The 25184-nt window shown below is 45.0% G+C and carries 25 protein-coding genes; 20 read left to right on the plus strand and 5 right to left on the minus strand.

The window, feature by feature from the left end; translation table 11 throughout:
• Positions 1-5: 5 nt before the first annotated feature.
• The 16 genes from AC4EG4_RS17685 (at position 6) to AC4EG4_RS17760 (ending at position 16584) form a co-directional block, all read left to right on the plus strand.
• A complete protein-coding gene (locus AC4EG4_RS17685; protein WP_490988563.1) occupies positions 6-1022 on the plus strand; it encodes an ABC transporter ATP-binding protein in 1017 nt (338 codons plus the stop codon).
• Entirely contained in the window at positions 985-1983 is a 999-nt protein-coding gene (locus AC4EG4_RS17690; RefSeq protein WP_490977245.1) for an ABC transporter ATP-binding protein, read from the plus strand. The genes AC4EG4_RS17685 and AC4EG4_RS17690 overlap by 38 nt, the downstream gene beginning before the upstream one ends.
• A 62-nt stretch (positions 1984-2045) precedes the next feature.
• Complete coding sequence (locus tag AC4EG4_RS17695) at positions 2046-3650, plus strand: gamma-glutamyltransferase family protein (protein ID WP_490988564.1); 1605 nt, start codon at positions 2046-2048, stop codon at positions 3648-3650.
• Positions 3651-3691: 41 nt separating this feature from the next.
• Complete coding sequence (locus AC4EG4_RS17700) at positions 3692-4243, plus strand: chromate transporter (protein ID WP_490977247.1); 552 nt, start codon at positions 3692-3694, stop codon at positions 4241-4243.
• The gene (locus tag AC4EG4_RS17705) at positions 4240-4773 is read left to right on the plus strand and encodes a chromate transporter (protein WP_490977248.1); all 534 of its coding nucleotides are present in this window, start codon (positions 4240-4242) and stop codon (positions 4771-4773) included. The genes AC4EG4_RS17700 and AC4EG4_RS17705 overlap by 4 nt, the downstream gene beginning before the upstream one ends.
• A 186-nt stretch (positions 4774-4959) precedes the next feature.
• Positions 4960-5442 (plus strand): RrF2 family transcriptional regulator, encoded by a 483-nt coding sequence (locus AC4EG4_RS17710; protein ID WP_490977249.1) that lies wholly within the window; start codon positions 4960-4962, stop codon positions 5440-5442.
• Between the two features lie 20 nt (positions 5443-5462).
• Positions 5463-5687 (plus strand): DUF896 domain-containing protein, encoded by a 225-nt coding sequence (locus AC4EG4_RS17715; RefSeq protein ID WP_490977250.1) that lies wholly within the window; start codon positions 5463-5465, stop codon positions 5685-5687.
• Between the two features lie 27 nt (positions 5688-5714).
• Positions 5715-6593 carry an Hsp33 family molecular chaperone HslO gene (gene hslO / locus AC4EG4_RS17720; RefSeq protein WP_490977251.1) on the plus strand — a complete coding sequence of 293 codons (879 nt, stop codon included), beginning with the start codon at positions 5715-5717 and terminating at the stop codon, positions 6591-6593.
• Positions 6594-6822: 229 nt separating this feature from the next.
• Entirely contained in the window at positions 6823-7425 is a 603-nt protein-coding gene (locus tag AC4EG4_RS17725) for an alpha/beta hydrolase (RefSeq protein ID WP_490988565.1), read from the plus strand.
• 103 nt (positions 7426-7528) lie between these two features.
• On the plus strand, positions 7529-8500 hold the full coding sequence (glsA, locus tag AC4EG4_RS17730) for a glutaminase A (protein ID WP_490977253.1): 972 nt from the start codon (positions 7529-7531) through the stop codon (positions 8498-8500).
• A 128-nt stretch (positions 8501-8628) separates the two neighbouring features.
• Complete coding sequence (locus tag AC4EG4_RS17735; protein WP_490988566.1) at positions 8629-10677, plus strand: catalase; 2049 nt, start codon at positions 8629-8631, stop codon at positions 10675-10677.
• Between the two features lie 116 nt (positions 10678-10793).
• Positions 10794-11900, plus strand: coding sequence for a DUF2382 domain-containing protein (locus AC4EG4_RS17740; protein ID WP_490988567.1), 1107 nt, complete (start codon positions 10794-10796; stop codon positions 11898-11900).
• Between the two features lie 177 nt (positions 11901-12077).
• Entirely contained in the window at positions 12078-12278 is a 201-nt protein-coding gene (locus AC4EG4_RS17745) for a YwbE family protein (RefSeq protein WP_490977256.1), read from the plus strand.
• Positions 12279-12341: 63 nt separating this feature from the next.
• Positions 12342-12869 carry a YflT domain-containing protein gene (locus tag AC4EG4_RS17750; protein ID WP_490977257.1) on the plus strand — a complete coding sequence of 176 codons (528 nt, stop codon included), beginning with the start codon at positions 12342-12344 and terminating at the stop codon, positions 12867-12869.
• A gap of 268 nt (positions 12870-13137) precedes the next feature.
• Positions 13138-15264, plus strand: a complete 2127-nt coding sequence (locus tag AC4EG4_RS17755) for an ATP-dependent helicase (protein ID WP_490988568.1) — start codon at positions 13138-13140, stop codon at positions 15262-15264.
• A 51-nt stretch (positions 15265-15315) separates the two neighbouring features.
• A complete protein-coding gene (locus AC4EG4_RS17760) occupies positions 15316-16584 on the plus strand; it encodes an MDR family MFS transporter (RefSeq protein ID WP_490988569.1) in 1269 nt (422 codons plus the stop codon).
• A gap of 20 nt (positions 16585-16604) precedes the next feature.
• Here AC4EG4_RS17760 and AC4EG4_RS17765 read toward each other — a convergent pair whose 3' ends face one another.
• Complete coding sequence (locus AC4EG4_RS17765) at positions 16605-16916, minus strand: DUF3243 domain-containing protein (RefSeq protein ID WP_490977261.1); 312 nt, start codon at positions 16914-16916, stop codon at positions 16605-16607.
• 155 nt (positions 16917-17071) lie between these two features.
• Between AC4EG4_RS17765 and AC4EG4_RS17770 the strand changes: the two genes are divergently transcribed.
• Positions 17072-17920, plus strand: coding sequence for a VLRF1 family aeRF1-type release factor (locus tag AC4EG4_RS17770; protein WP_490977262.1), 849 nt, complete (start codon positions 17072-17074; stop codon positions 17918-17920).
• Positions 17921-17951: 31 nt separating this feature from the next.
• Here the strand turns inward: AC4EG4_RS17770 and AC4EG4_RS17775 are convergent, their stop codons facing one another.
• Entirely contained in the window at positions 17952-18632 is a 681-nt protein-coding gene (locus tag AC4EG4_RS17775) for a hypothetical protein (protein WP_490988570.1), read from the minus strand.
• Positions 18633-18773: 141 nt separating this feature from the next.
• Between AC4EG4_RS17775 and AC4EG4_RS17780 the strand changes: the two genes are divergently transcribed.
• On the plus strand, positions 18774-19136 hold the full coding sequence (locus tag AC4EG4_RS17780) for a VOC family protein (protein WP_490988571.1): 363 nt from the start codon (positions 18774-18776) through the stop codon (positions 19134-19136).
• A 49-nt stretch (positions 19137-19185) separates the two neighbouring features.
• Here the strand turns inward: AC4EG4_RS17780 and AC4EG4_RS17785 are convergent, their stop codons facing one another.
• Together AC4EG4_RS17785 and AC4EG4_RS17790 are read right to left on the minus strand one after the other, a co-directional pair.
• The gene (locus tag AC4EG4_RS17785; RefSeq protein WP_490988572.1) at positions 19186-19830 is read right to left on the minus strand and encodes a hypothetical protein; all 645 of its coding nucleotides are present in this window, start codon (positions 19828-19830) and stop codon (positions 19186-19188) included.
• The gene (locus AC4EG4_RS17790; RefSeq protein ID WP_490977266.1) at positions 19830-20660 is read right to left on the minus strand and encodes an ABC transporter ATP-binding protein; all 831 of its coding nucleotides are present in this window, start codon (positions 20658-20660) and stop codon (positions 19830-19832) included. Before AC4EG4_RS17790 ends, AC4EG4_RS17785 begins: the two co-directional genes overlap by 1 nt.
• Positions 20661-20851: 191 nt before the next feature.
• Here AC4EG4_RS17790 and AC4EG4_RS17795 point away from each other — a divergent pair, with 191 nt between their 5' ends.
• A complete protein-coding gene (locus AC4EG4_RS17795; RefSeq protein WP_490988573.1) occupies positions 20852-21832 on the plus strand; it encodes an ABC transporter substrate-binding protein in 981 nt (326 codons plus the stop codon).
• Positions 21832-23793, plus strand: coding sequence for an iron ABC transporter permease (locus AC4EG4_RS17800; protein WP_490977268.1), 1962 nt, complete (start codon positions 21832-21834; stop codon positions 23791-23793). Before AC4EG4_RS17795 ends, AC4EG4_RS17800 begins: the two co-directional genes overlap by 1 nt.
• Before the next feature lie 47 nt (positions 23794-23840).
• On the opposite strand, the gene hmpA is transcribed toward AC4EG4_RS17800, so the two are convergent.
• A complete protein-coding gene (gene hmpA, locus AC4EG4_RS17805; protein ID WP_490988574.1) occupies positions 23841-25022 on the minus strand; it encodes an NO-inducible flavohemoprotein in 1182 nt (393 codons plus the stop codon).
• Positions 25023-25184 lie beyond the last annotated feature (162 nt).

Here is a 25184-nt window from a genome sequence, read left to right on the forward strand (position 1 = left end):
AAAGTATGGCAGAGGCATTACTGGAAGTTAAGAATTTAGTAACGTCGTTTCGTACAGCGGATGGTTCATTACAAGCGGTCAGAGATGTCTCTTTTCATGTGAATAAAGGGGAGACTCTCTGTATCGTTGGAGAGTCTGGTTGCGGCAAAAGCATTACTTCTCTATCCGTCATGCGGCTGCTGCCCTCAAATGGCACGATTGAAAACGGAGAGATTTTACTGGATGGTGAATCTCTCCAAAAACTTTCGAATGAGCAGATGCGGCAGCTTCGCGGCAATAAGATGTCCATGATTTTTCAGGAGCCGATGACTGCTTTGAATCCGGTGCTGACCATTGGTTATCAGTTGCGCGAGCCGCTGTTCCTGCACCATAAACTATCAAAGACAGAAGCCAACAAACAAAGCATTGAATTGCTCAGGCAAGTGGGGCTGCCAAATGCTGAAAAACGGTTGAATCAGTATCCACACGAACTTAGCGGCGGGATGAGGCAGCGTGTCATGATTGCCATGGCACTTGCCTGCCACCCGAGCTTACTAATTGCAGACGAACCGACAACCGCTTTGGATGTAACAATCCAGGCACAAATTTTGGATTTGATCAAAGACTTGAAGGATAAAATGAATATGGGTGTATTAATGATCACACACGACATGGGAGTTGTGGCAGAAGTCGCCGACCGCGTCATGGTCATGTATGCCGGCAAAAAAATTGAAGAAGGACCCGTACGTGAAATTTTTGAAAACCCTCAGCATCCCTATACAATCGGCTTGTTGAATTCGGTACCGAATGTAGACGATCCAGAGTTTGAATTAGAACCAATTCCAGGGAATATGCCAGGGTTGAATGAAAAAATATCAGGCTGCCGTTTCCACCCTCGCTGCAAGTTCGCGATGGATAAATGCAAAACAGATGTGCCGCCGGAATTCAAGGCTGGAAAAGAGCATTATGCCAGTTGTTGGCTTGTAGACAAGGAGGTGGAGCCAGTTGACGACACTCAAAGAAAAATCACCCTCGAAGTCTGAAATTCTTTTGGAGCTGGACAGTGTTAAAAAATATTTCCCGATCAAAGCCGGTGTTTTAAAACGCGTAAAAGGGAATGTGAAAGCGGTAGAATCCGTTTCCCTGAAGCTCTATAAAGGAGAAAGCCTTGGAGTGGTCGGAGAATCTGGATGCGGCAAATCGACATTGGGCAGAACCATTTTAGGATTGGAAGAGCTGACCGATGGAAAAATTTTCTTTAACGAGCAGGAAATTCAAGATTTAAAGCGAAAAGAGAAGAAGAAGTTCGTCAAAGAAATGCAGATGATTTTTCAGGATCCATACGCATCCTTAAACCCACGCCAGCGGGTTGGACACGCGCTGGATGAGGTCTTTAAAATGCACACCAGCATGCCCTTGCAGGAAAGAAGGGATGCAGTGGAAGATTTATTGAAGGAAGTGGGTTTAAAGCCGGAGCATTATGACCGGTACCCCCATGAGTTCAGCGGCGGACAGCGGCAACGGATTGGAATTGCCCGGGCAATTGCTTTAAATCCGCAATTTATCATTTGCGATGAAGCTGTTTCAGCGTTGGACGTCTCGGTACAAGCGCAAATATTGAAGCTATTGAAAACGCTGCAGGAAAAGTACAATCTGTCTTATTTATTCATTTCACATGATCTTGGAGTGGTTCGTTATTTCTGTGACCGTGTATTGGTTATGTATTTAGGGCATACTGTAGAGATGAGTGATGTTTCAAAGATTTTTAAGAATCCACTTCATCCTTACACACAGGCTTTGTTGTCTGCGATTCCGCGGCCAACCGTAAATGCGAAAAAGGAACGGGTGCGTCTGGTGGGAGATATGCCAAATCCGTCAAACCCGCCTTCAGGCTGCCCTTTCCACACGCGCTGCCCTATCGCACAGGAAAAATGCAAAGTGGACAAACCAGCATTTATTGAACACGAAAAAGATCATTTTGCTGCTTGCCATTTTGCCGGATAACCATAAGCCGAATGCGGGAAGTGTTTCCGTATCCGGCTTTTATACTGACAGGAGGAATTTTCATGGACTATTTAAACCATCCGTTTGCATCACAACGCCATACCGTATTTTCAAAAAAAGGAATGGTGGCTACTTCTCAGCCGCTGGCAGCACAGGCTGGCATTGAAGTTATGCAAAATGGAGGAAATGCGATTGATGCAGCGATTGCAACGGCTGCTGCTTTAACGGTTGTCGAGCCAACTTCGAATGGAATTGGAGGAGATGCGTTTGCTTTGGTTTGGGTCAAAGACAAACTGCACGGCTTAAACAGCTCCGGCCCCGCACCCAAAAGCATTTCACCAGAAGCAGTCAAGGCGCTTGGATTTGATAAAATGCCGACATTTGGCTTAGTGCCAGTGACGGTTCCCGGAGTTCCGGCTGCGTGGGCAGAATTGTCGAAGAAGTTCGGCAAGTTGACGCTTGCTGAAGCACTGAAGCCAGCGATCCGTTACGCAGAAGAAGGATATCCGCTAACGCCGATTCTCGGGAAATACTGGAAAGGTGCCTATGCGAAATACAAAACCACATTTACAGGCGAAGAATACCAAGGTTGGTTCGATACATTCGCACCCGATGGCCGTGCACCTGAAGTGGGCGAAATGTGGTCATCTCCGGGACATGCTGCTACTTTAAAAGAAATTGGACAAACCGATGCGCGTTCATTTTATGAAGGGGCGATTGCTGATAAAATTGATGCCTTTATGAAAAAACATGATGGCTTCTTATCCAAAGAAGATTTGGAAGCGTTCGAGCCCGAGTGGGTTGAACCAGTCTCAGCAAAATATCGGGGCTACGAAGTATGGGAAATTCCACCAAATGGGCAAGGAATGGTTGCTTTGATGGCGTTGAATATTTTCAAAGAGCTCGGTCAGCCGAAATGGCAGTCTGCAGACACGTTCCACGAACAGATTGAAGCGATGAAACTGGCGTTTACGGATGGCAAAGCATTTATTACAGAACCTGAAAATATGCCGGTTAGTACAGAGCACCTGTTATCTGAAGAGTATGCTGCATCTCGTGCGAAATCGATCGGGGAAACTGCTTCAGACCCAGAGCCATATGAATTGCCTAAAGGCGGTACGGTTTACTTGTCTGCGGCAGATGAAGAAGGGAATATGATTTCTTATATTCAAAGCAATTACATGGGCTTTGGCTCAGGAATTGTTATTCCAGAAACTGGAATTGGCTTGCAAAACCGCGGAGCTGACTTTTCCTTGGATCCTGAGCATCCGAATGTACTAGAAGGCGGAAAGCGGACGTTCCACACCATCATTCCAGGATTTCTCACAAAAGACGGAAAAGCTGTCGGACCGTTTGGTGTAATGGGCGGTTATATGCAGCCGCAAGGCCATTTCCAAGTAGTGACAAATACCATTGATTATTTAATGAATCCGCAGGCTGCACTCGATGCACCTAGGTGGCAGTGGATGGAAGGGAAAACCATTCTTGTGGAACCAAGTTTCCCAAATTACCTAGTACAGGCTTTAGCCCGTAAAGGCCATCACATTCAAGTTGCAACAGATGGCGGCAGTTTCGGCAGAGGGCAGATTATTTGGCGGAATCCGGAAACAGGCGTTCTAGCCGGAGGCACCGAATCGCGGACAGACGGCGCGGTGGCTGCTTGGTAAGCGCTAGAAAAGCAGAGAAAAAGAAAAGGGAACACTCCAACTTGAAAACCAATAGAGATCTTTTTCTCGCTTTTTTCCGCGTCGGCCTTCTTGGATTCGGCGGCGGGCCAGCCGCTATCCCACTTTTTCATCGTGAAGCCGTTATCAATTATAAATGGATGACCGAAGATGAGTTTGGCGATACCTTAGCGTTAGGCAATACTATGCCGGGGCCAATTGCCACAAAAATGGCGGGCTACATTGGCTATCGTGTCAATGGGATGATGGGATGCCTGATCGCTTTGGCCGCTTCAGTTGTTCCGACAGTGGTCATGATGATTGTCCTTTTGGGAGTTTTGCAAAGGTACAAAGATCTTGAATGGGTCAACAGCATGTCAGCCGCAGTCGTGCCAGTCGTTGGCGTTATGCTGGCGGTAATGACATGGGATTTCTTTGAAAAGTCGGGCAAGTCTTTGGGGATGGGTCGCGCGATTCTGTTTACAGCCATTGCCATCGTCTTGCTGGAACTGCTGAATATCCATCCGGCGTTTGTCATACTAGGTGTTTTGATTCTTTCCTTAACTACCTTTAAGAAAGGGGTGGGGTCAAAATGATTTACTGGTCCATTTTTTTGGCATTTTTCATCCCTGGTATTTTAGGTTATGGAGGCGGACCTGCTTCGATTCCTCTTGTGGAAAAAGAAGTAGTGGACCGTTATGGCTGGATGACAACGCAAGAATTTGGTGAGGTGTTGGCTTTAGGAAACGCGCTGCCAGGTCCAATCGCTACAAAAATGGCGGGTTACATCGGCTATATGGAAGGCGGTATATTGGGGTCGATAGTCGCTTTGTTCGCTTCTGTGGCACCGTCACTTATTTTGATGGTCGCTTTAATGGTGACGCTTTTGAAATACAAAGATTCGCCGAAAGTCAAAAATATCACAAAACTCGTCCGTCCGGTTATTGCTGTATTGCTGGGCGCCATGACACTGCAATTTTTTATGACCTCAGTTGATACTTCAGGCACTGTGCAGACGGTGATTCTGATCATTGTCAGCTATTGGCTGCTTGAAATCAGGAAAATCCATCCGGCTTTTGTCATTTTACTGGCGCTGGCATACGGTGCGGTATCCGGAATCGTTTAGCTTTTGCATGGTTTAAGTATACGAACAAGTTAATCATTTAAATAACAAGAAGCTTAGACCATCCAATGCGGGTGGTCTTTTTTGCTCTCCCAGGAGTACGAGCATAATTATTTACTTTTAATTTGAGATAGTTTAATGTGGATAACGAGGATAATTTTTATCCGTAATTGAAAGAGGGTGATTTGGGTGCATATGAAACCAGGTGTAGAACAATCCGTATATGCCATACTTTTGTTAAACATGCTGCCGGACAAAGCAGTGCTTCCGGGAGAAGCGATCAGCCAGCAGCTCGGCACTTCCCCGACCTATTTTCAGAAACTGTTAAGAAAGTTGGTCAGTGCAGGCTTGATCACCTCCGTACCAGGGGTAAAGGGTGGATTTAAACTCAATAAAAAACCACAAGAAATAAGTGTATTCGATATATACGTTGCCATTGAAGGACAACAGTCACTGTATTCACCCAGTGGGGTATTGGGCGATTTGTTGGAACTGGAAGAGCCTGAGCGGTGCTGCCTGTTAACGGACTTAATGCTGGAAGCAGAAAATGCTTGGCGTTTCCGGATGGAGCAGGAAACCATCTCATTGCTTTCCGAGAAAATGAAGGAAGAGCGATTTCAGGAAAAAACACGGAAACTAACCGAGTGGCTATCTCAAAAGCTGGTCGGATAAAGATGAAAAGAGGGAACACTATGATCGGAATTTTGCCGCGCATCAACCAATTGGCGAAAAAAGCACGTGAAGAAGGACTGACAAATGCTGAGATCGTAGAACGGCAAGTATTGCGCGAAGATTATTTGCGGTCAATACGCGGTCAGGTGGAGTCGACTGTGACCAGCATGAAGGTCATTGACCCGCTTGGTGATGACGTTACTCCTGATAAAGTACGTTTAAAAAAACAAGTGACTCAATTATAGGAAGCTTAAGTAGAAAGGAAGAAAACGATGAACGATTATTTAGTAAAAGCTTTAGCCTATGATGGGCAAGTGCGCGCCTATGCTGCACGTACGACTGAAACGGTAGGAGAAGCACAACGCCGCCATTATACGTGGCCAACGGCATCAGCTGCACTTGGGCGTTCGATGACAGCAAGTGTAATGCTTGGCGCCATGATGAAAGGCGAAGAAAAATTGACCATCCGCATCAACGGAGGTGGTCCAATCGGAACCATCTTAGTCGATGCAAACGCTAAAGGAGAAGTTCGCGGATACGTGACCAACCCTTTGACTCATTTCGATTTAAATGAGCAAGGCAAGCTTGATGTCAGAAGAGCTGTTGGTACAGAAGGGACATTGTCAGTATCCAAAGATATTGGTTTGCTTCAGCCGTTTGTCGGGCAAGTTCCTATCGTATCCGGTGAACTGGGAGACGATTTTACCCATTATATTGTGACTTCTGAGCAAATTCCATCATCTGTAGGTGTTGGCGTTATTGTTAATCCGGATAACACCATCCAGGCTTCTGGTGGGTTTATTATTCAGTTGCTGCCGGGGACAGAAGAAAAAGTCATTGTGGAAATCGAAGAGCGTTTGAAAGTCATTCCGACCATTTCCAATATGGTCCGGGCAGGTCTTACGCCAGAAGATATCCTGAACGAAGTGTTAGGAATCGGCAATGTTCATGTGCTTGATGAAATGCCAGTCCAATTTCAATGCCAGTGCTCCAGAGACCGAATTTCCAGAGCTATCCAAAGTCTTGGCTCGGCTGAAATTGAAGACATGATCGTCACAGACGGCAAAGCAGAAGCACAATGCCATTTCTGCAACGAAAATTATTTGTTTTCAAAAGAAAACTTGGAAGATATGCTGAATCCTCAAACTTAATAACTCTACACGGCCCATGCAAAATATATGCGATGGGCCGTTTTTATTGGAAGAATAGAAAATCTATGGTATTATTATCTTGAATTCGAGATAAGTTTCTTTTTGTGAAAAATAGGGAACGGTTTTAGACTGCCTAATAACTGCCTTAGTCAGTTCAACCAAGCAAAGCTGGTGAATGAAGCACGTTCTTTAAAGTAATTTACTTAAACTAAAACTGGAGGTTATATCAATGAAACATATTTTTCAGCAAGGTACAAATCCCGCAAAACCAACATTTCTAATGCTTCACGGCACAGGTGGAAACGAAAACGACCTATTGGCAATTGCCGCTCACATTGACCCGGAGGCTTCAGTTTTAAGCGTCCGCGGAAATGTATCCGAAAATGGCATGCCGCGCTTTTTCAAACGCTTGTCTGAAGGCGTATTTGATATGGAAGATTTGAAACTCCGTACAGAAGAACTGCATGAATTTATTGGACAGGCGGCTCAAGAGCATGGTTTTGACCGCAAAAACGTCATTGCCGTCGGCTATTCAAACGGTGCCAACATAGCGGCCAATTTGTTGTTCACTTATTCGGATTCATTAAAAGGCGCGAGTCTGCATCACCCGATGGTACCAAATCGTAAAACGACCCTGCCTGATTTAACCGGGGTTCCAGTCTTTATAGCAGCTGGTACTAACGATCCAATTTGTCCGGCAGAAGAGTCAACCGATCTTGAAAAGTTGTTAAAAGATGCAGGCGCTGCAGTTGATCTGCATTGGGAAGATTTTGGCCATCAGTTAACAATGCCGGAAGTTGAAGCTGCTAAAGCTTGGTACGATAAAGTATAAAAGGAATCTTCCCCGAACGACGGGGAAGATTTTTTTATGGCATGCTTTTTTGACAAAGGCAACGGCTTTCATTCATGATGGGAAGAAAGAAGTTGAAGGAGGGATGGCAGTGCAAAACAATCCGCACATTCAGGAACAATTAGAGGCTTGGGTAAAAGACAACAAAGGCCACGCCATATTAGGGACGACGGCACAATATATACCGGCACTTGGAAAAGAAGACCCAAGCCAGCTGGGAATCTGTATGGTCGACGATGAAGGAAACTATTATTGTGCAGGGGACACGACAAAAGAATTCACTTTGCAGAGCATTTCCAAAGCATTAACATTCATCGCCTTGAGCCGCCATTACGGCTTAGATTTTGTTTTGGAAAGAGTGGATGTAGAGCCGACTGGAGAAGCATTTAATTCAATTATTCCATTCGAAATTCATCGGCCAAACAAGCCGTTCAATCCCTTTATCAATGCAGGAGCGATAACGATTTCGGCTTTGCTGCCAGGCCAGACAAGCCAGAAGAAATATGAATTTTTGCTGGAATTTCTGGAAGAACTGGTGGGCCACCCGCTTGAACTTGATAAGGAAGTGTATGATTCAGAATGGCAATCTTCACACCGAAACCGTGCACTTGCGTACTATTTGAAAGAAGCGAAATTTCTGGATATCGAAGTAGAAGAAGCATTGGATATTTACATTCGCCAATGTTCAATCAAAGTAAGTACCAAGGACTTGGCATTGATTGGTTTGATTATTGCTTATGACGGATTCAACCCAATTACCAAGGTCAAGCACTTTTCTGAAGAAATTGCACAGGTTGCCAAAGTGCTCATGGTCACATGCGGCATGTACAATTCCTCCGGAAATTTTGCAGCACATGTCGGTATTCCGGCGAAAAGCGGTGTGTCCGGCGGCATCATGGCGGCAGTTCCGCCGAAGCTTCACTCGCAAACAAACGAGTTTCGGGCAGGTGCCGGCATTGGCGTTTATGGACCTGCTATCGATGTTCAGGGAAACAGCGCAGCAGGCACCATGATGCTGCGGCAAATATCAAAAGAATGGGATTTAAGTATTTTTTAATCCATTCCCTCGTAGGCTTTCAGAAGCTCACGGGGGAATTTTTTTATAAAAAAGAGAATAAAGATTTGTTTTATAAAAGAAGACAGGGGAATAGAAGAAAGAATAAAAAAACCCAAAGGAGTGGCGAAATGGCAAAAGAGCCCAAAGTGAACGAAAACAGCAAAGACGAACAATTAGAGCAATACCGGGTAGATGATTCCGGAAAAAGCTTGACGACCAACCAGGGACTGAAGATGGCAGAAGATGAATTCTCATTGAAAGCCGGTGAAAGAGGTCCTACTTTGTTGGAGGATTTTCATTTTCGGGAAAAAATGACTCATTTCGACCATGAACGTATTCCGGAACGCGTCGTTCATGCAAGAGGATATGCTGCACATGGTGAATTTGAAGCATACGAATCTCTGGAAAACTTGACAAAAGCTAAGTTTCTATCTGAAAAAGGCAAAAAAACGCCTGTCTTTGTTCGCTTTTCTACTGTAGCCGGATCAAAAGGCTCTGCAGAAACAGTAAGAGACGTTCGCGGATTTTCAACGAAATTTTATACAGAAGAAGGAAATTATGACCTAGTCGGAAACAATATGCCAGTATTCTTTATTCAGGATGCTATTAAATTTCCGGACTTTGTTCATGCAGTAAAGCCGGAGCCGCATAACGAAATGCCGCAGGCTGCCAGTGCCCATGATACTTTATGGGATTTTGTCATCAACAACCAGGAAACCGCACACATGATGATGTGGCTAATGTCTGATCGCGCAATTCCACGCAGCTTCCGCATGATGGATGGCTTTGGCGTGCATGCATTCCGTTTTGTGAACGCGGAAGGCAAGTCGCATTTCGTCAAATTTAACTGGAAATCGACGCTGGGCACACATTCATTAGTCTGGGACGAAGCCCAGAAAATTGCCGGGAAAGACCCGGACTTTAATCGTCGTGATCTGTATGACTCCATCGAAAAAGGAGATTTTCCAGAGTGGGAGCTAGGTGTTCAAATTATCGCAGAGGAAGACGAGCATAAGTTTGACTTTGATTTGCTGGACGCGACGAAGTTATGGCCGCAGGAAGAAATTCCAATTCAAATGGTCGGTAAGATGACCTTGAACCGCAATGTCGATAATGTCTTTGCGGAAGCAGAACAAGTAGCGTTCCATCCAGGACATGTCGTACCAGGAATAGATTTTTCCAATGATCCGTTGCTGCAGGGCCGTCTGTTTTCTTATACCGATACCCAGCTGCTCCGTTTAAATGGGCCGAATTTCCATGAATTGCCGATCAATCGCCCAGTTTGTCCATTCCACAATAACCAACGGGACGGCTTTGGGCGCCAAACAATCAATAAAGGTCGGGTCTCTTATCAGAAGAGCTCGTTTACCAATAACACTCCTGCTCCTGTAAGTGAGGCAGATGGCGGTTACTCTCATTACGAGGAAAAAATGGAAGGCCGAAAAGTGCGCGCGCGCAGTGAGAGTTTTAAAGATCACTTTTCGCAAGCAACCATGTTCTGGAACAGCATGACCGAACCGGAACGAAAGCATATTATCGAGGCTTTCAGTTTTGAACTTGGAAAATGCCAAGAAAGGTGGATTCGCGAAGGCGCTGTTGAGATGTTCACCAACGTTAATTTGGAAATGGCGCAGGCAGTTGCCCAAAATATTGGCGTAACTCCTCCAACAAGCGGCGGTTCTGATGTGACAAAATCTTCGCCAGCGTTGAGCTTGGACAATACGATCAAGTCTCCTGCAACGCGCAAAGTGGGAGTTCTTGCAGATAAAGGCTTTAACGATGCAGAACTGCTGGAGATTCTCGAAGGACTTGAAGCAAAAGGCGTGCAGTACGAAGTGGTCAGCGAGATGCAAGGCAACTTGACAGGCGCAAACGGCAAAGAGCTCGAGGTCGACCATACATTTACTACCACGGATCCTGTTTTGTATGATGCGATTTACGCAGTGGGCGGACCGGATGTCAGCAGAAAATTTGCCAAAGAAGCGGCGCGTTATATTGGCGAAGCATTCGATCATTACAAGCCAATCGGTGCGACGCACGATGGTCAGCAATGGATCGAAGCAGCAGGCATTGAAAGCCAGCCAGGAGTTGTAACGGCAAGCGATGCCGCCAACTTTACAGCGACATTTTTAGAAGCCATTACAGCTCACCGCCATTGGGACAGACAAGTCGAATAAAAGTATGCACATGAAGTCTTAACAATTCACAATGTTTAAGAATAGACATGCCGGGTATTTCCTAGACTAAGCAAGCATTTTCAAAATACGCATCATAAAATTGGAGGAATAGAAAAATGGCCAACAATAAATTTATGGGAACGTTCGACAGCGAAACGGAAGTATTGAAGAAAATCGAGGAAATGAAAGCACAAGGATCTAGTGAAGATGATATGTACGTAATGGCACGGGATAAAGACCAAATTTCCATGGTACGCGGGCGGACAGATGTCGATTACAAATCATCTGAAGGAAACTGGATGGATAAGTTCATGGGCTTCCTTTCAGGAAATGAATCTTCGCGTGAAGCATTCTCTGGAATGGGCGTAGATGAAGCAGAAGCAGACCGTTACTACAACGAAGTGCAAAACGGCAAAATTCTCTTGTTTGTAGACCGTGAATATGGTGCAAACTACGAGGGGCAAGCGCCATACGACAACACTTCAACAAGTGGCGCAGCAGGCACGATGGGTGCAGCTGGAGCTACTGGAGTTGGAACTAGCAGAAACCACATGGACGATGAAGCGGTGAGCACAGATGGGCTTACAGTGGATACAAATGCTGAGAATGATACGTACTACAATAAAAAAGACGATATGTTCAGCCGTGATACAGATGAAACTGCTGGCGTCGGAAAAGATTCAGGCACGGGATTTGGACTTGGATCAGATCGCAAAGTTGATGACCATCCAACAGACCATTTAAGTGATTCTGACAAAGGGCTAAACCCTACTGCAGATACAGAAGAAGAAAAGCTTCGTCTTCATGAAGAACGCTTGCAAGTCGACAAAGAACGCGTGCAAACAGGCGAAGTCAATGTTGGCAAGCACGTTGTTGAAGAAACTCAATCGGTGGAAGTGCCAGTTGAGCGCGAAGAAGTGTATGTGGAACGCCGCCCTGTAAATGAAGAAACAACAGGAAATTCGTTTGATAACAAATCTGGGTTAACTGGAGATGCTTATCAGGAAGGCGAAAACATCCACATTCCGGTAACCGAAGAACGCGTCGAAGTTACGAAAAAAGACGTAGTGGCTGAAGAAATTGTAGTTGGAAAACGCAAAGTACAAGATACAGAAACCATCAACGAAACTGTCCGCCGTGAAGAAGCGGATATTGATGAAGACACCAACTTAACAGACGACAAATTAAACAATAAAAACCGCACTGACCGTGATCGGTTATAATCAGTGATATGCAATACGAGGCGGGGACTGCTCCCCGCCTTTTTTATTTTGACCAAATGGTTTTTTACACGGCATGTCGCGGTAAACATATGCCGGTTTTTCGGTGATGCGAATGCGGCTTTTTTTGTCGGCTCGAAACGAATAGCGTATAGTAAAAGAAAGCAAGGAGGGATAAGCATGGACGGTAAAAAAAGAAGTGACGTGAAACCAGGAATTGAAGTCAATGTAATTTTAAAGCAGGATCAGCGTTCAGGGAAAAAGACACAAGGCGTTGTCAAAGATTTGTTGACAAACTCTGCTACCCATCCACATGGCATCAAAGTACGTCTGACGGATGGTCAGGTTGGACGTGTTTGTGAAATTCTTTCCGCAAAATAAGTGGTGTTTCATGCCTCCCGTGCAAGGGTAAAATACAATAACCCCTTTTAAGGAGAGATCACAATGCCAAATCGATTTATCGAAACGTACGATTCACAGGAAACTGTTTTAAAGAAAATCGAAGAATTGAAGAAAGACGGACATGTGGACAAAGACATGTACGTGATGGCGAAGTCCGATGACCAGTTGTCGCTCGTAAGAGGCAAGTCGGATGTTGAAGTGCATGCATCAGAAGGCAGTTGGGCGGATCGGTTCGCGACGTTCTTGACTGGAAATGAACGGATTCATCAAGCTTTCTTAAACATGGGAATCGATGAAAATGAATCTGAGCATTTTTACCGCGACGTTCAAAACGGCAAGCTCTTGCTTTACGTCAACAAGGACGCGCATGACGCATTTGAATTGCCGGAAGACGAAAAGACGGCCATTCAAAACGACAAACTGGAATCAGAAGGTCTCCGTTCTATAGAAGAAGACCGCGAAGAAAAAGCAGTCGAACTGGATGACCAACACTACGAAGAACCGGCAGAAAAAAAAGACAAACGCAACGCCGACCCAATCAGCAAGCCAGATGAAAAAAACTTTATTTAACAAAGAAAAGCGCAAGCTGCCGTTTAGCTCCGACAAGCGCTGGAAGCCTTGCCGGTAATGGCGTTCCTTAGCCATTTCCGGAAAGGCTGAAGCGACTCGAGGAGCTGGCAGCTGGAGTCTGGACACAAAGAAAAGCGCAAGCGCCTGTTCAACTTCAAAAAAGCATATACGCAAAATACATCCATCAATTTAAACGAAACGAACCCATTAAAACGGGTTCGTTTTTGTGTTAATATAGGGTTATTGAAAAACGAAGGAGCCCCTCATCATGAGCCAATTCTTTGAACGAAAAAAGCAGGAACTTGGAGTTCAATTAAATAAAATACAGCGAAAAGCGGTAGAGCGTACAGAAGGTCCTCTCCTGCTATTGGCATGCCCGGGATCCGGCAAAACAACCACCATGATTATGCGCATTGGGTACTTAATTGAAGAAAAGGGCGTATCGCCGCAGCGGATTAAAGCCATCACCTTCAGTAAAGCATCCGCTACCGATATGCTCGAGCGCTACAAACGCTTTTTCCCTTCCCTGCAGCCAATTGATTTTTCGACCATCCACAGTTTGGCTTTTCAAATTACCCGCGATTACTTTTCAGGCTCGCGCTACATTATGATCGAAGGCAGCGAAACAAACGGTCTCCACAAGAGGAAGTTGCTTCGAGAAATGTACCAAACTGAAAATGACGAACCGATCACCGATGACCAGTTGGAAGAATTGACTTCGTTCATCAGCTTTGTCAAAAACAAAATGTTGCCGCGAAAACACTGGGCAAAGCTGAAAGAACCATTTCCAGGTGCCATTGAAATTCTAAAAACCTATGAAGCGTTTAAAGAAAACTATGACGTTAGGTTAGTAGACTTTGATGATATGCTGTCACTGGCTTACGAGGCCTTGGAGAAAGACAAAAGTCTCTTGGCGAAGTACCAGGGGCGTTGGGATTATGTCATGACAGATGAAAGCCAGGATACGTCCTTGATTCAGCATGCCATCGTGGAAAAACTAGTGGCTCGCCATCAAAATCTTTGCGTCGTCGCCGATGACGATCAGTCGATTTATACATGGAGAGCTGCTGAACCCACGTATTTATTAAAGTTCAGAACAGTATATCCCGATGCATACATTATGAAAATGGAACGCAATTACCGCTCTTCTCAGAACATAGTGGATACCGCCAATCAATTTATCAAAACCAATAAAAAACGCCACGACAAAAACATGTTCACTAAGAAGCCAGAAGGCGATCCGATTGTTTTAAAGCGTTTAAGCTCGGAAGACGCACAATTCAAATACGTTTTAAAAGAACTGAAAGAACTGACTGAGTACGGAAACGTAGCCATTTTGTACCGAAACAATTCATCTTCAACATTGCTGATGAGTGAACTCGAACGATTGGGCATTCCTTTTTACGTGAAAGACTCAGACAACCGCTTTTTCTCCCACTGGATTGTGGAAGACATGTTGAACTTTATGCGTTTCAGCTTAAAGCCCGAGCGCGTCGATATTTATGCGAAAGTCGCTTCCAAAACCAATGCTTATTGGTCCGGCAGCCAACTGAAAATGTTGAGCCGGATGAAGCCGACAGACAAACCTGCTTTTGATGAAATCAATGTAACGATCACCTTAAAAGATTACCAACTGAAAATTTTGGCTGAACAGCAAAAATGGTTCCAGGCATTGAATGGCATGAAACCGCTGAAAGTGATTCGCACCATACGCGGAGAAATGGGCTATGATCAAATGCTTGCAAGCCGTGCCGAAAAATTCGGAATGAAAATGACCTATTTGGCGCAAATCTTAACAACCTTAGAACAAATTGCAGAACCGCTGGAATCCATGACGGCTTTTGCAAAGCGGCTGAAACAGCTGGAACAGGTGACACAGCAAGCGAAAGTAGAAAAAACTGATGACATGTTGACCTTATCGACTTTCCACAGCTCCAAAGGCCTGGAATTTGACCGCGTGTACATGATCGATTTAGTGGAAGGCGTCATTCCAACGGAAGAAGATGCAGAGACGCCGGATACGTTGGAAGAAGCTCGGCGTTTGTTCTATGTAGGAATGACACGAGCGAAAAATCATTTGGAGCTAATCAGCTACGACAGTGAATCCCGCTTTGTAGATGAGGTGCGCGACTTGATTGTTCCCCAAAAACGGCAAGCCCAACCGCAGCGTGTTGCGGCAAAAACCCCAATAAAAGTAAAAGTGCCGGACAACCCGAATGCCATTGATTCGGAAGATTCGCTGCATGAAGGAGTTCAAGTCCGCCATCGGGTTTTTGGGGCTGGAAAAATCGTCGAACGGGACAAAGAGCGGATTTCCATTCAATTCGCAAAAGAACGGAAAGACTTGATGATTGATATTTGTTTGAGCTATAGATTGTTGGAGATTATCGAGTAACGCCTGTGTAACATGCAAAGGTGACATAAAGAGGAACGCGAGGAAATGGGAATGAAAATCAAAGATTGGGATCGAAGTTTGAAAGTTCGCCTGGTCGGCGAGTTTTTTATGAATACAAGTTATTGGATGGTATTCCCGTTTTTAGCGATTTATTTTGCGGAAGAGTTTGGCAAAGGAACAGCAGGGCTGTTGCTGGTTATTTCTCAAGTGTTTTCTGTGGCTTCAAACTTGGTGGGAGGCTACTGTGCGGACCGTTTTGGACGTAGGCGTATGATGGTCTTCGCTTCTGTCGCGCAAGGCTTTTCGTTTTTGCTGTTCGCCTTTGCCAACTCTCCATGGCTGCAGTCTCCTGAACTTGGGTTTGTTGCGTTTACGCTTGCTGGAATGTGTGGGTCTCTGTATTGGCCAGCGAGTCAGGCGATGATTGCGGACGTTGTGCCGGAAAAATACCGCAGCGATGTATTTGCTATTTTTTACACGACTTTGAATATTGCTGTTGTAGTAGGTCCGCTTTTCGGCGCCATCCTGTTCTTTTCCTATCGTTTCGAACTGCTGCTGGTTGTGACAGTGATCTCAATGCTGCTGGGCATGGTTTTAAGGCTGTTGACAAAAGAAACCTTGTCTCAGGTGATGCTCGACAAGTGGCAGACACAGGAAGCAACCGGTTGGATAGGAGCGGTATCCAAGCAGTTTAAAGAATACGGATTGATTTTTAAAGATCGCTTGTTCTTATTGTTTATTATTGCCGGAATTTTGGGCGCACAGACTTTTATGCAATTGGATTTACTGATTCCAATCTATTTGAAGGAAACAATTGATACGCAAACAATTGCGACTCTTTTTGACCGTGAATGGACGGTTACAGGGGAAACTTCTTTTGGCATCCTGTTAGCCGAAAATGGCTTGTTCGTAGCGTTGCTGACCGTTGTTATTACTCGCTGGATGACCAAGTTTCCGGAAAAATGGGTGTTCTTCGCTTCTGCAGCATTTTATGCAGTCGCTATGTGGCTATTCCCTGTAACTTCATGGTTTTGGATTTTCGTTGTCGCAATGGCGATTTTCACCTTTGGCGAGTTGATGGTTGTGGGACTGCAGCAGAACTTCATTTCCAAACTGGCTCCTGAAGACATGCGCGGCCAATATTTTGCGGCTGCGAGTTTGCGCTATACAATTGGGCGAATGATTGCGCCGATTTCGATTCCGATGACGGCGTGGTTTGGGTTTGCTTGGACGTTTGGCTTGTTGGGGCTGTTCGCACTGGCAAGCGGCTTTGTCTACTTGTTCATGTTTCATCTATACGAAAAAAGGCCTTCCTATTGAGGAAGGCCTTTCGTGTATTATTAGTTTTGGTCTTTGGCTAATTTCACCAGCATGTGTGCCAGCATATGTTGCTGTTCTTTATCGCCAACCTGCCATAAGCGCTGCAATAAGTACTCTTCGCTGTTTTTTGGATCTTCTTTTTTCGCTAAGTAGCCCGCTACTTTTTCAGCCAACTGAGCAATGCGTTCTTCGCTTAGGCCCATTTTTTCACCGATTTCTACTTTGTCGCCCAAGTAGTTAATGAAAACCGAAAAATCTGCTAAAATCTGCTCTTTTTTCTTATCATCTGTATTCTTTAATTTATCTTCAACTTGTTTGTTGATGTTTTCCATCCTGTAACACGCTCCTTCAAATTTTTTACCGTACTCTCTATTTACCACCAACTAAAAATTCTAAACGTCGGTTGATAATCATTCAGAAGATTCGTTTAAATAAAATCCAGGTGGGTAATCAGATAACAAGGACGGAATACAAGGAGGATGATTGAATGACCTTATACGACGAAATCCAGGAATTGAAAAGTTTTGAATGTCCAGACCGTTGCGTGTTAAGTGTTTATTTGAATACGAATCCAACCGATTTAAATGCTCAGAACGGAGCATGGAAAATTCATTTGAAGAATGGTCTTAAACGATTAGACGAATATTTAAATGCGTCTAACGATGAGAAGGAAATGAATACTTACAAGGTATTAAGAAAAAAAGTGGAAAAAGAGATTTTGGATAACCAAAATGACCTTCAAAAGGGTGTCATTATTTTTGCATCTCCACATAAGGATCTGTGGTCAGTGCACTATGTACAAATCCCGGTTAAGACAAGTTTTCATTGGGAAACTAAGCCTGTTCTAGAAGAACTGCGCTATATGTATAAAGCGTATCCTTATGCCGGTGTTGTTTTGCCGAGTTTTAAAGGCATCCGTGTGATTGATACATCCATGGGGATTATCAACGAAGAATTCTTTTACGAGTTCGATGCTGGACTGGAAGTATGGACAGAGCAGAAGGGTGTACGCAGTTCAGGGCGTATTTCAGCTGGATCTTCTGGTGGTAGTGCAGGCGGAAACAGCCCAGTTATCGGCGGAAGCGGCGGGGGAAGCCCGGTTGATGAATTAGACCACAGGTTAAAAGAAAATCTCGAGCGTTTCTATAAAGACATGGGAAGCAAAATCGAAAAGTTAAAAAAAGAGCGCAAATGGGAGGAAATCCATGTTGTGGGTGAAGCCGAGCATGCCAAATCTTTCTCTAATGCTCTTCATAAGAAACCAACAAGCTGCGTATACAAAAACCTAATCAACAACGATCCAGGGAAAATCCTGCACGCAGTATTCGAAGTATAAACAAACACCTCAGCGTCTTTGCTGAGGTGTTTTAATTGGGCTTTGGACAAAAGGTGCAGGTTGCAAAAAGAGGCATCTCTTTGTACAAGCAGCACGTTTTTCTTAACGGCTTCGAGACAGCCTGATCAAGAGGAGTATTGCCGAGCAGCTTGGCGAGATAAGAAGTTTTGACCGGCTTCCAGTTTTTCGACTCAAGAAGCCACTCCAAGTCTTCGGCAGCCACTCGTGGATGCCGGGTTTCCATTCCAGCATAAAACCATAAGACAGAGCCGAGTACATTCTCCCAGCAGGTAATGGGGGATACTTTTATGTATTTTTTAAATTCATTCAGCAGTTCGTCTACTTGCTCATGAAGGATTTCATGAAAAGCGTGGAACCGTTCACTTGGCTCGACAGTTTTAAAGGCGGACGACTTTATATGTGTCTCTAGAAGAGGCAATCCATAATTATGAACACAATCAAATCGGAGCTCGCTCCAATGAACTGAAAAATAGCCGCCATGTTGGTGGATCATATTAAACTGGGCAGTAACGTATAGGGCATATTGACGAAAAAAGTACGATACCGCCACTCCCGCATTGTCACTCCCGCACCACTCTTTTAATTCTTCAATCATGGTGGGCATGTCTTGGCTGAGCGGATGTTGCGGAATGCGATCCGTTGCGACAGATTGGCTGTTCAGAAAGTATTTCGCTTGTTGTGGGAAAGTCATGCAGTCACCTCTTTGTTTAATATGCTACGGGAAATCAAACGTGTTTGTAAAGTGATTGGAAAAACTTATGGAAAAGCTTAAAAACGTTCGTATATTCTTTTGGTAAGAATGTCGGTACACTAAAAAGAAAGGAGTGAAAACATGGGATTTTCAATTTTACATATTGATCACGTGCAAGTTGCAGCACCAGCAGGAAAAGAAGAGGCCGCAATAAAGTTTTATGCAGAAATTCTCGGCATGCAGGAAATCGAAAAACCGGAAGCGTTAAAAGGAAGGGGAGGCGCTTGGTTTGTGTTCGGCGGACAGCAATTGCATGTGGGTGTAGAAGAGCCGTTTTCACCAGCAAAAAAAGCACATCCAGCATTTCAAGTATCCGGTTATGAAGACTTGAAAGAACAATTGTCTCAAAATGGAGTGGAGTGGAAGGAAGATAGCAGCATTCCGGGAGTCAAACGCTTTTTTGTCTTCGACCCATTTGGCAACCGGCTGGAATTTCTAGAATAATCATAGATAAATTGGTTAAAATAAAAACGCCTTGCTGGATGCAGGGCGTTTATTTTCGCAAAGGACAATATGGGCATTTATCTGTTTTTGGCAATTCCTTATATAGGCAGCAGGTCACGCGTTTGTATTCAGCTTTTGACTCCGCCAAGCTGTGGCCGCCTAAAAATTGTTTAAAATGCGATTTGCGCATTTGGGGCTGCCAAAAAGAATCCGTCAGCAAAGCTTGAACATCTTGTTCGGCCTGTGACGAGCTCTCCATACCATACATCCAGATAACATACCCCCAAATATTTTCCCAAAGGTTCAGTTTGGAGATGGGTCCGATCTTCCGGAATGTTTCCACAACGGGAAAGGCGTAGTCTTTTAAAACCATTTCCAAATCGCCTTCCTGGCGCAGCCTGAGCCATTTTTCATCCATTTCAAAAGCGATTCCATACTCAGCTTCTGTCAAGTAGATCTCGCTCAGTGGACCCGCCCACATTTTCCCGTTCGCCAATAAGTAAAGCTGTGCAGAAATGAAAAAACCGAAGCGCCTCATGAAGATGGACGAAGCGACGGTTTCAGTAAGTGCTCCAGATTCGTTGCGAATTTTCGAAATCAGTTCTTGAGAACGGCTTTCCATGCTTTCCGACAATGTCATAAACCCATGTGGATTTTTTTGAAGTTGGACTTGAAAAAGTTCCAGCTTTTCCATTATTGTGCGCTGCTTAATGCTTGTTTGATTTCCGGTACGATGCACCGGCCTCTGCCAAACGGAACACAGTGCGGCGTACCAAATAACGGATCTTTGGAAACTTGGCATTCCATACCGAAAACAGAACGAACCAAATCGCAATTGATGACATTTTCCGGAGTGCCTTGTCCGAATACTTCTCCGTCTTTGATGGCAATAATGTTGTGTGCATAACGGGAAGCCAAGTTCAAGTCGTGTAGAACCATGATGATCGTGCGCCCTTGCGTTTCATTCAGCTCAAACAGCAAATCCAATATTTCGATTTGGTGTGTCATGTCCAAATAAGTAGTTGGCTCATCCAACAAAATGATCTCAGTATCCTGTGCGAGAGTCATGGCAATCCAGGCACGCTGGCGTTGTCCGCCCGATAATTCATCGACCGGCTTGTCACGAAATTGATCGACGCGTGTTGCCTTCATGGCAGCTTCAACTTTTTCGGTATCTTCTTCAGTCCAGCGTTTCAGCCAAGATTGGTGTGGATAGCGCCCCTGCTTGACGAGGTCGTGTACAGTCAAACCTTCTGGTGATACCGGTGATTGTGGCAGAATGCCCATTTTTTTTGCTACTTCGCGTGAAGACATGTTATGAACTTCTTTGCCTTCTAATAATATAGAACCTTCTTGAGGTTTCAGTAAACGCGCAATCGAGCGAAGAAGTGTCGATTTGCCACAGCCATTGCTGCCAACAAATACCGATATTTCGCCGCGCGGAATCGATAAATTCAAATTTTCAAAAAGTAAGTTGTCGGTATATCCAATTGACAAGTCGTTGGTTTTGACGGCTATTGTCATTACATAACTCCTCCATATCTTTCGCAGTAATCTAATTGATAGGATTTTCATTATCGTAACTATAGCATAAATTCTTATTAAATGAGAACAATTTTCACTAAGGAAAATAGAAAAAGCTTTACAAATGTGACAGATAGCACTAAAATAAGACTTATTGAGAATCATTATCAAACACTTGGGGGATATCAATTATGAAGCAACGGTTATTATTATTGATTGCAGCAATGCTCGTGCTGGTTCTAGCGGCATGCTCATCAGCCGAAGAAGATGAACCTGCGGCACCCGCAGAAGAAGCTGAGGCAGTAACGATCCAAGGAACTAATGGTGAAGTGACATTAGATGCTCCGGCCCAAAAGGTAGTCGTTTTGGAATGGACTTACGCAGAAGATTTATTAGCGGTTGGTGTACAGCCAGCTGGAATGGCTGATATTGCAGAATATGGGGACTATGTGAACATCGAGCCGCAATTGGATGAAACGGTTGTTGATGTTGGCGGCCGCCAGGAACCTAACCTTGAAGCCATTGCCGCTTTGGAACCGGATTTGATTATTGGCGTGAGCTTCCGGCACGATGCAATGATCGACCAATTGGAAACGATTGCGCCTACCGTGATTTTTAATCCATACCCGGAAGATGAAAGCATTGATTTGTATCAGGAAATGGAAACCACTTTCCTGGAAATTGCAAAAGCTGTAGGAAAAACTTCAGAAGGTGAACAGGTTTTAACGGATCTGGAAGCCCAGTATGAGGAAAAGGCGGCTGAAATTGAAGCGGCCGATCTGCAAACAAACGACGTTATTTTAACCCTTGCTTACTCAGGTGCACAGGCTCCTGAAATTCGTGTCTTTACGCCAAATTCGATGGCTTCCATTATTTTGGATCGCATAGGTTTAAATAATGTCCACGAACCAGACCAATTTGAAGTTTTTGGATCCAGTACCTTTAACGTAGAAGGCTTGGTTACGTACGAAGATGCCAATTATCTTTACACGGTGCCGGATGAAGACAACATTTATGAAAACCAGCTGAGCGGCAATCCGGTCTGGGAAAATCTGGCCTTTGTCCAAGAAGGACGTACGTATGATTTAGGCGCGGATACTTGGTTGTATGGAGGACCGTTGTCTGCTGAAACATTAATGAACCAAATCACCGATGTACTGGTGACAGACTAATGCTCCGAAGCGTACTGAATAAGTCCACTGTCTCTTTGACAGCGGGCTTTTTCCTGCTTATTGTCCTATCTATTGTTCACTTGACGCAGGGGCAGGCAGATTACACGGTGTCACAGCTGCTGACAGGCGTCTGGACGGAAGGGCGCATTCAGGATATTGTGTTTTCGTTCCGTTTGCCGCGCCTCACAATTGGCATTTTGGCAGGAGGGGCACTCGCTGTTTCGGGTGCTGTTCTCCAAACCTTGACGAATAATCCATTGGCTTCACCGGGAACGTTAGGGCTGAATGCGGGTGCCTTTTTCTTCGTGGTTCTGTCCGCAATCTTTTTTCCAGGATTGTTTGGCGACTTTCCATTTGTTACGGCTCTTTTAGGTGCCATCCTGTCTTCTTTATTAGTGGTCGGCCTTGCAGGCAAACAAATGGAGCCGGTGCGTGTGGCTTTGACAGGGATGATTATTTCCCTGCTGTTTGCTTCCATTACCGGGGCGCTGCAATTATTATTTGAAAATCAAACAAATGGCCTGTTCCTTTGGGGATCCGGAACTTTAGTGCAGTTAGACTGGGAAGGCGTCATATTTGCTGCACCGGTCATTTTGCTGATGTTCCTGTGTGCGCTGCTATTGGCAAAGCCGATGGATATTTTATCACTTGGGGAAGACATTGCGTCTTCACTTGGGCAAAATGTCCGCCTGGTTAAGCTCGCTGCCTGGGGAGTGGCGATTGTCTTGGCGGCTGCTACAGTCAGTGTTGTCGGACCCATTGGATTTATTGGGTTGATGGCTCCGCATATTGTCCGGATGATGGGCATTCGGGGACACCTGCAAATTATTGTCCATTCCTTTATTTGGGGAAGCGTCTTTTTGGTCGGTGCGGATGTGTTGGGCAGATTGATTCAGCCGGGGCAGGAAGTACCGGTCGGCGCCATGACGGCATTGGTCGGCGGCCCGTGGCTCTTGTATCTGGCTTGGCGTACAGCCAAATCGATGAAGCGCGGAGAACGCCAAATGGGCGGCACCACAAAGCCAATTCGCTTAAAGCTGCTTGTTCCTATATTGGTTGCGATTATCGTTGGCATTACGGTCATGGCATTAAGCTTTAACGGTTCTGCCTGGACATTTGCCTGGATGGAACCAGTCGTATGGAATTTCCGCGTGCCGCGCGTTTTAACTTCGTTTATTGTCGGCGTTATGCTGGCGATTACAGGTGTCATACTTCAAGGGGTGCTCCGAAATCCGCTGGCAGATGCCAGTGTGCTCGGTGTGACTTCCATGGCAGGAGCGGGGGCGATGCTGCTATTGGTTATTTTCCCGGCTATTCCGCCCGAGTTCATGCCGCTCGGGGCAACTGTAGGGGCGGCTTTAGCACTTGGCATCATACTCATCACGGCTTGGAAAAATAATTTCCAGCCAATGCTGGTTGCATTAATGGGGATTGCCATTTCGGCTTTTGGTTCCGCAGCGACGCAAGTCTTCATTGTGAAAGCACAGCTGGCAGTTGCGAGTGCATTGGTATGGCTGTCGGGAAGCACTTACGGTAAGGGATGGGAAGATGTTCAATTTGCGCTGATCTTACTAGCCGTCTTTATTTGGCCCGCTATTTACCTCACACGCAGCTTGGATACGCTGACCTTCGGAGACGATGTGGCGGCAGGGCTGGGATTGAACATTCGATCCACGCGCGTTTGGGCGCTAATTGTGGGTGTCGCCATCTCAACGGTCGCTGTATCGATTGTCGGCACCATTGGATTTGTGGGGCTGGTGGCACCACATATTGCACGCCGCCTGGTCGGATTCAGGCATTTGCCGCTGCTGTTGGCATCTGGTTTAATCGGTGGACTGCTGCTGGTTACAGCTGATTTTGTTGGACGCATTCTGATTGCACCGAAGGATATTCCAAGTGGATTGGTTGTCGCATTGATTGGTACACCATATCTGCTTTACTTGTTGCGCAAAATGAAATAGAAATGATCAAAAAGGACCTGCCATGTCGGCAGGTCCTTTTTGAAATATTATGCAGTTTGAAGAGCGATGGCGGGACCGAAAAATTCAAAGTGAATTTGTTCTTCTTTCATGCCAAGTGCCCGCAGTTCTTGAATTATGGCTTCCATGAAAGGTACAGGACCGCACACATAGGCGTCGCCTGTAACGTCAATGTACTCTTCCAAAATAGCCCGTGTAATATAGCCTTGAGGTTTATCGGAATAAAGTGTTTTGTAGCTGGCATTGTCCATAGCTGCCACGTATTTCTGGATATCCTTGTCAAAAGCATGCAAAGATTCATTCCGCGCAGCGTGAAGGAACGCAGTCGGACGTTCCGGTGTCAAAGTAGCGACTGTTTCGAACATGCTCATCATGGGTGTGATGCCAACACCGCCACTGATAAATGCTACAGGTGTAGTTTTCTCAGTATCCAGGACAAATTCGCCTGCAGGTGCACTGACTTCAAAGCGGTCGCCGACGTTCATTTCGTCATGAAGATAAACTGAAACACGGCCGTTAGGATCATTGTCTGCATCGCGTTTAACTGAGATACGGAATTCATCTTGCTGCACAGCTTGAGAGAGGCTGTACTGGCGATTAAATAAATACGCTTCGCCAGGAATGGCTAGACGTACAGAAATGTATTGGCCCGCCTGGTAAGAAGGTACATTTTTTCCATCAGCTGGTTTTAAGTAGAAAGAAGTAATATTTTCACTTTCTTTTTCTTTACGGACAATTGTGAAGTCTTTGAAGAAACTCCAGCCATTTTCTTGAGATTCCATTTTTGCATACATGTCTTTTTCAAGGCCGATAAAGGCATCTGCAATCATGCCATAAGTTTCTGCCCACGCATTGATGATGTCGTCAGTTGCTGCATCACCTAATACTTCCTTGATGGCTTTTAGCAAGTATTCTCCAACAATCGGATAATGTTCCGGCTTGATTCCCAAACTTACGTGCTTGTTGGCAATTTGGACAATCGCGGGAAGGATCGCTTCCAAATTTTCGATGTGGACTGCTGCAGCATAGACGGTATTCGCTAAAGCGGCTTGCTGGCGCCCTTTTTTCTGATTCGCTTGGTTAAAAATATTATAAAGTTCAGGATGCGCTTCGAACATATTTTTGTAAAACACAGTCGTAATTTTTGTTCCGTGGACTTCTAATACCGGTACAGTGGATTTTATAATCGCTATCGTTTCTTGTGACAACATCGTCGATCTCTCCTTTTGTTTTCTATAACCTGACTATACGCCCGAAATGATTTTAAAGATACATTTAAAATACATCTTTAAAATATAGACACAACTCGCTTCACACAAAAGTCACAACAAAGAAAAGCGAAAGCGCCCATGTAGCTCTGCCGGGCATAAGAC

It is taken from the genome of Planococcus sp. TJ-201 (genome assembly GCF_058268495.1).

What these genes read in the sequence shown, in the direction of transcription:
- AC4EG4_RS17780 (WP_490988571.1), top strand. Translation starts at nt 18,774, where the DNA reads ATGGGATTTTCAATTTTACATATTGATCACGTGCAAGTTGCAGCACCA.
- AC4EG4_RS17755 (WP_490988568.1), top strand. Translation starts at nt 13,138, where the DNA reads ATGAGCCAATTCTTTGAACGAAAAAAGCAGGAACTTGGAGTTCAATTA.
- AC4EG4_RS17790 (WP_490977266.1), bottom strand. Translation starts at nt 20,660, where the DNA reads ATGACAATAGCCGTCAAAACCAACGACTTGTCAATTGGATATACCGAC.
- AC4EG4_RS17745 (WP_490977256.1), top strand. Translation starts at nt 12,078, where the DNA reads ATGGACGGTAAAAAAAGAAGTGACGTGAAACCAGGAATTGAAGTCAAT.
- AC4EG4_RS17705 (WP_490977248.1), top strand. Translation starts at nt 4,240, where the DNA reads ATGATTTACTGGTCCATTTTTTTGGCATTTTTCATCCCTGGTATTTTA.
- AC4EG4_RS17715 (WP_490977250.1), top strand. Translation starts at nt 5,463, where the DNA reads ATGATCGGAATTTTGCCGCGCATCAACCAATTGGCGAAAAAAGCACGT.
- AC4EG4_RS17765 (WP_490977261.1), bottom strand. Translation starts at nt 16,916, where the DNA reads ATGGAAAACATCAACAAACAAGTTGAAGATAAATTAAAGAATACAGAT.
- AC4EG4_RS17750 (WP_490977257.1), top strand. Translation starts at nt 12,342, where the DNA reads ATGCCAAATCGATTTATCGAAACGTACGATTCACAGGAAACTGTTTTA.
- hmpA (WP_490988574.1), bottom strand. Translation starts at nt 25,022, where the DNA reads ATGTTGTCACAAGAAACGATAGCGATTATAAAATCCACTGTACCGGTA.
- AC4EG4_RS17740 (WP_490988567.1), top strand. Translation starts at nt 10,794, where the DNA reads ATGGCCAACAATAAATTTATGGGAACGTTCGACAGCGAAACGGAAGTA.
- AC4EG4_RS17760 (WP_490988569.1), top strand. Translation starts at nt 15,316, where the DNA reads ATGAAAATCAAAGATTGGGATCGAAGTTTGAAAGTTCGCCTGGTCGGC.
- AC4EG4_RS17785 (WP_490988572.1), bottom strand. Translation starts at nt 19,830, where the DNA reads ATGGAAAAGCTGGAACTTTTTCAAGTCCAACTTCAAAAAAATCCACAT.
- AC4EG4_RS17770 (WP_490977262.1), top strand. Translation starts at nt 17,072, where the DNA reads ATGACCTTATACGACGAAATCCAGGAATTGAAAAGTTTTGAATGTCCA.
- AC4EG4_RS17695 (WP_490988564.1), top strand. Translation starts at nt 2,046, where the DNA reads ATGGACTATTTAAACCATCCGTTTGCATCACAACGCCATACCGTATTT.
- AC4EG4_RS17735 (WP_490988566.1), top strand. Translation starts at nt 8,629, where the DNA reads ATGGCAAAAGAGCCCAAAGTGAACGAAAACAGCAAAGACGAACAATTA.
- AC4EG4_RS17725 (WP_490988565.1), top strand. Translation starts at nt 6,823, where the DNA reads ATGAAACATATTTTTCAGCAAGGTACAAATCCCGCAAAACCAACATTT.
- AC4EG4_RS17685 (WP_490988563.1), top strand. Translation starts at nt 6, where the DNA reads ATGGCAGAGGCATTACTGGAAGTTAAGAATTTAGTAACGTCGTTTCGT.
- hslO (WP_490977251.1), top strand. Translation starts at nt 5,715, where the DNA reads ATGAACGATTATTTAGTAAAAGCTTTAGCCTATGATGGGCAAGTGCGC.
- glsA (WP_490977253.1), top strand. Translation starts at nt 7,529, where the DNA reads ATGGCAGTGCAAAACAATCCGCACATTCAGGAACAATTAGAGGCTTGG.
- AC4EG4_RS17795 (WP_490988573.1), top strand. Translation starts at nt 20,852, where the DNA reads ATGAAGCAACGGTTATTATTATTGATTGCAGCAATGCTCGTGCTGGTT.
- AC4EG4_RS17775 (WP_490988570.1), bottom strand. Translation starts at nt 18,632, where the DNA reads ATGACTTTCCCACAACAAGCGAAATACTTTCTGAACAGCCAATCTGTC.
- AC4EG4_RS17800 (WP_490977268.1), top strand. Translation starts at nt 21,832, where the DNA reads ATGCTCCGAAGCGTACTGAATAAGTCCACTGTCTCTTTGACAGCGGGC.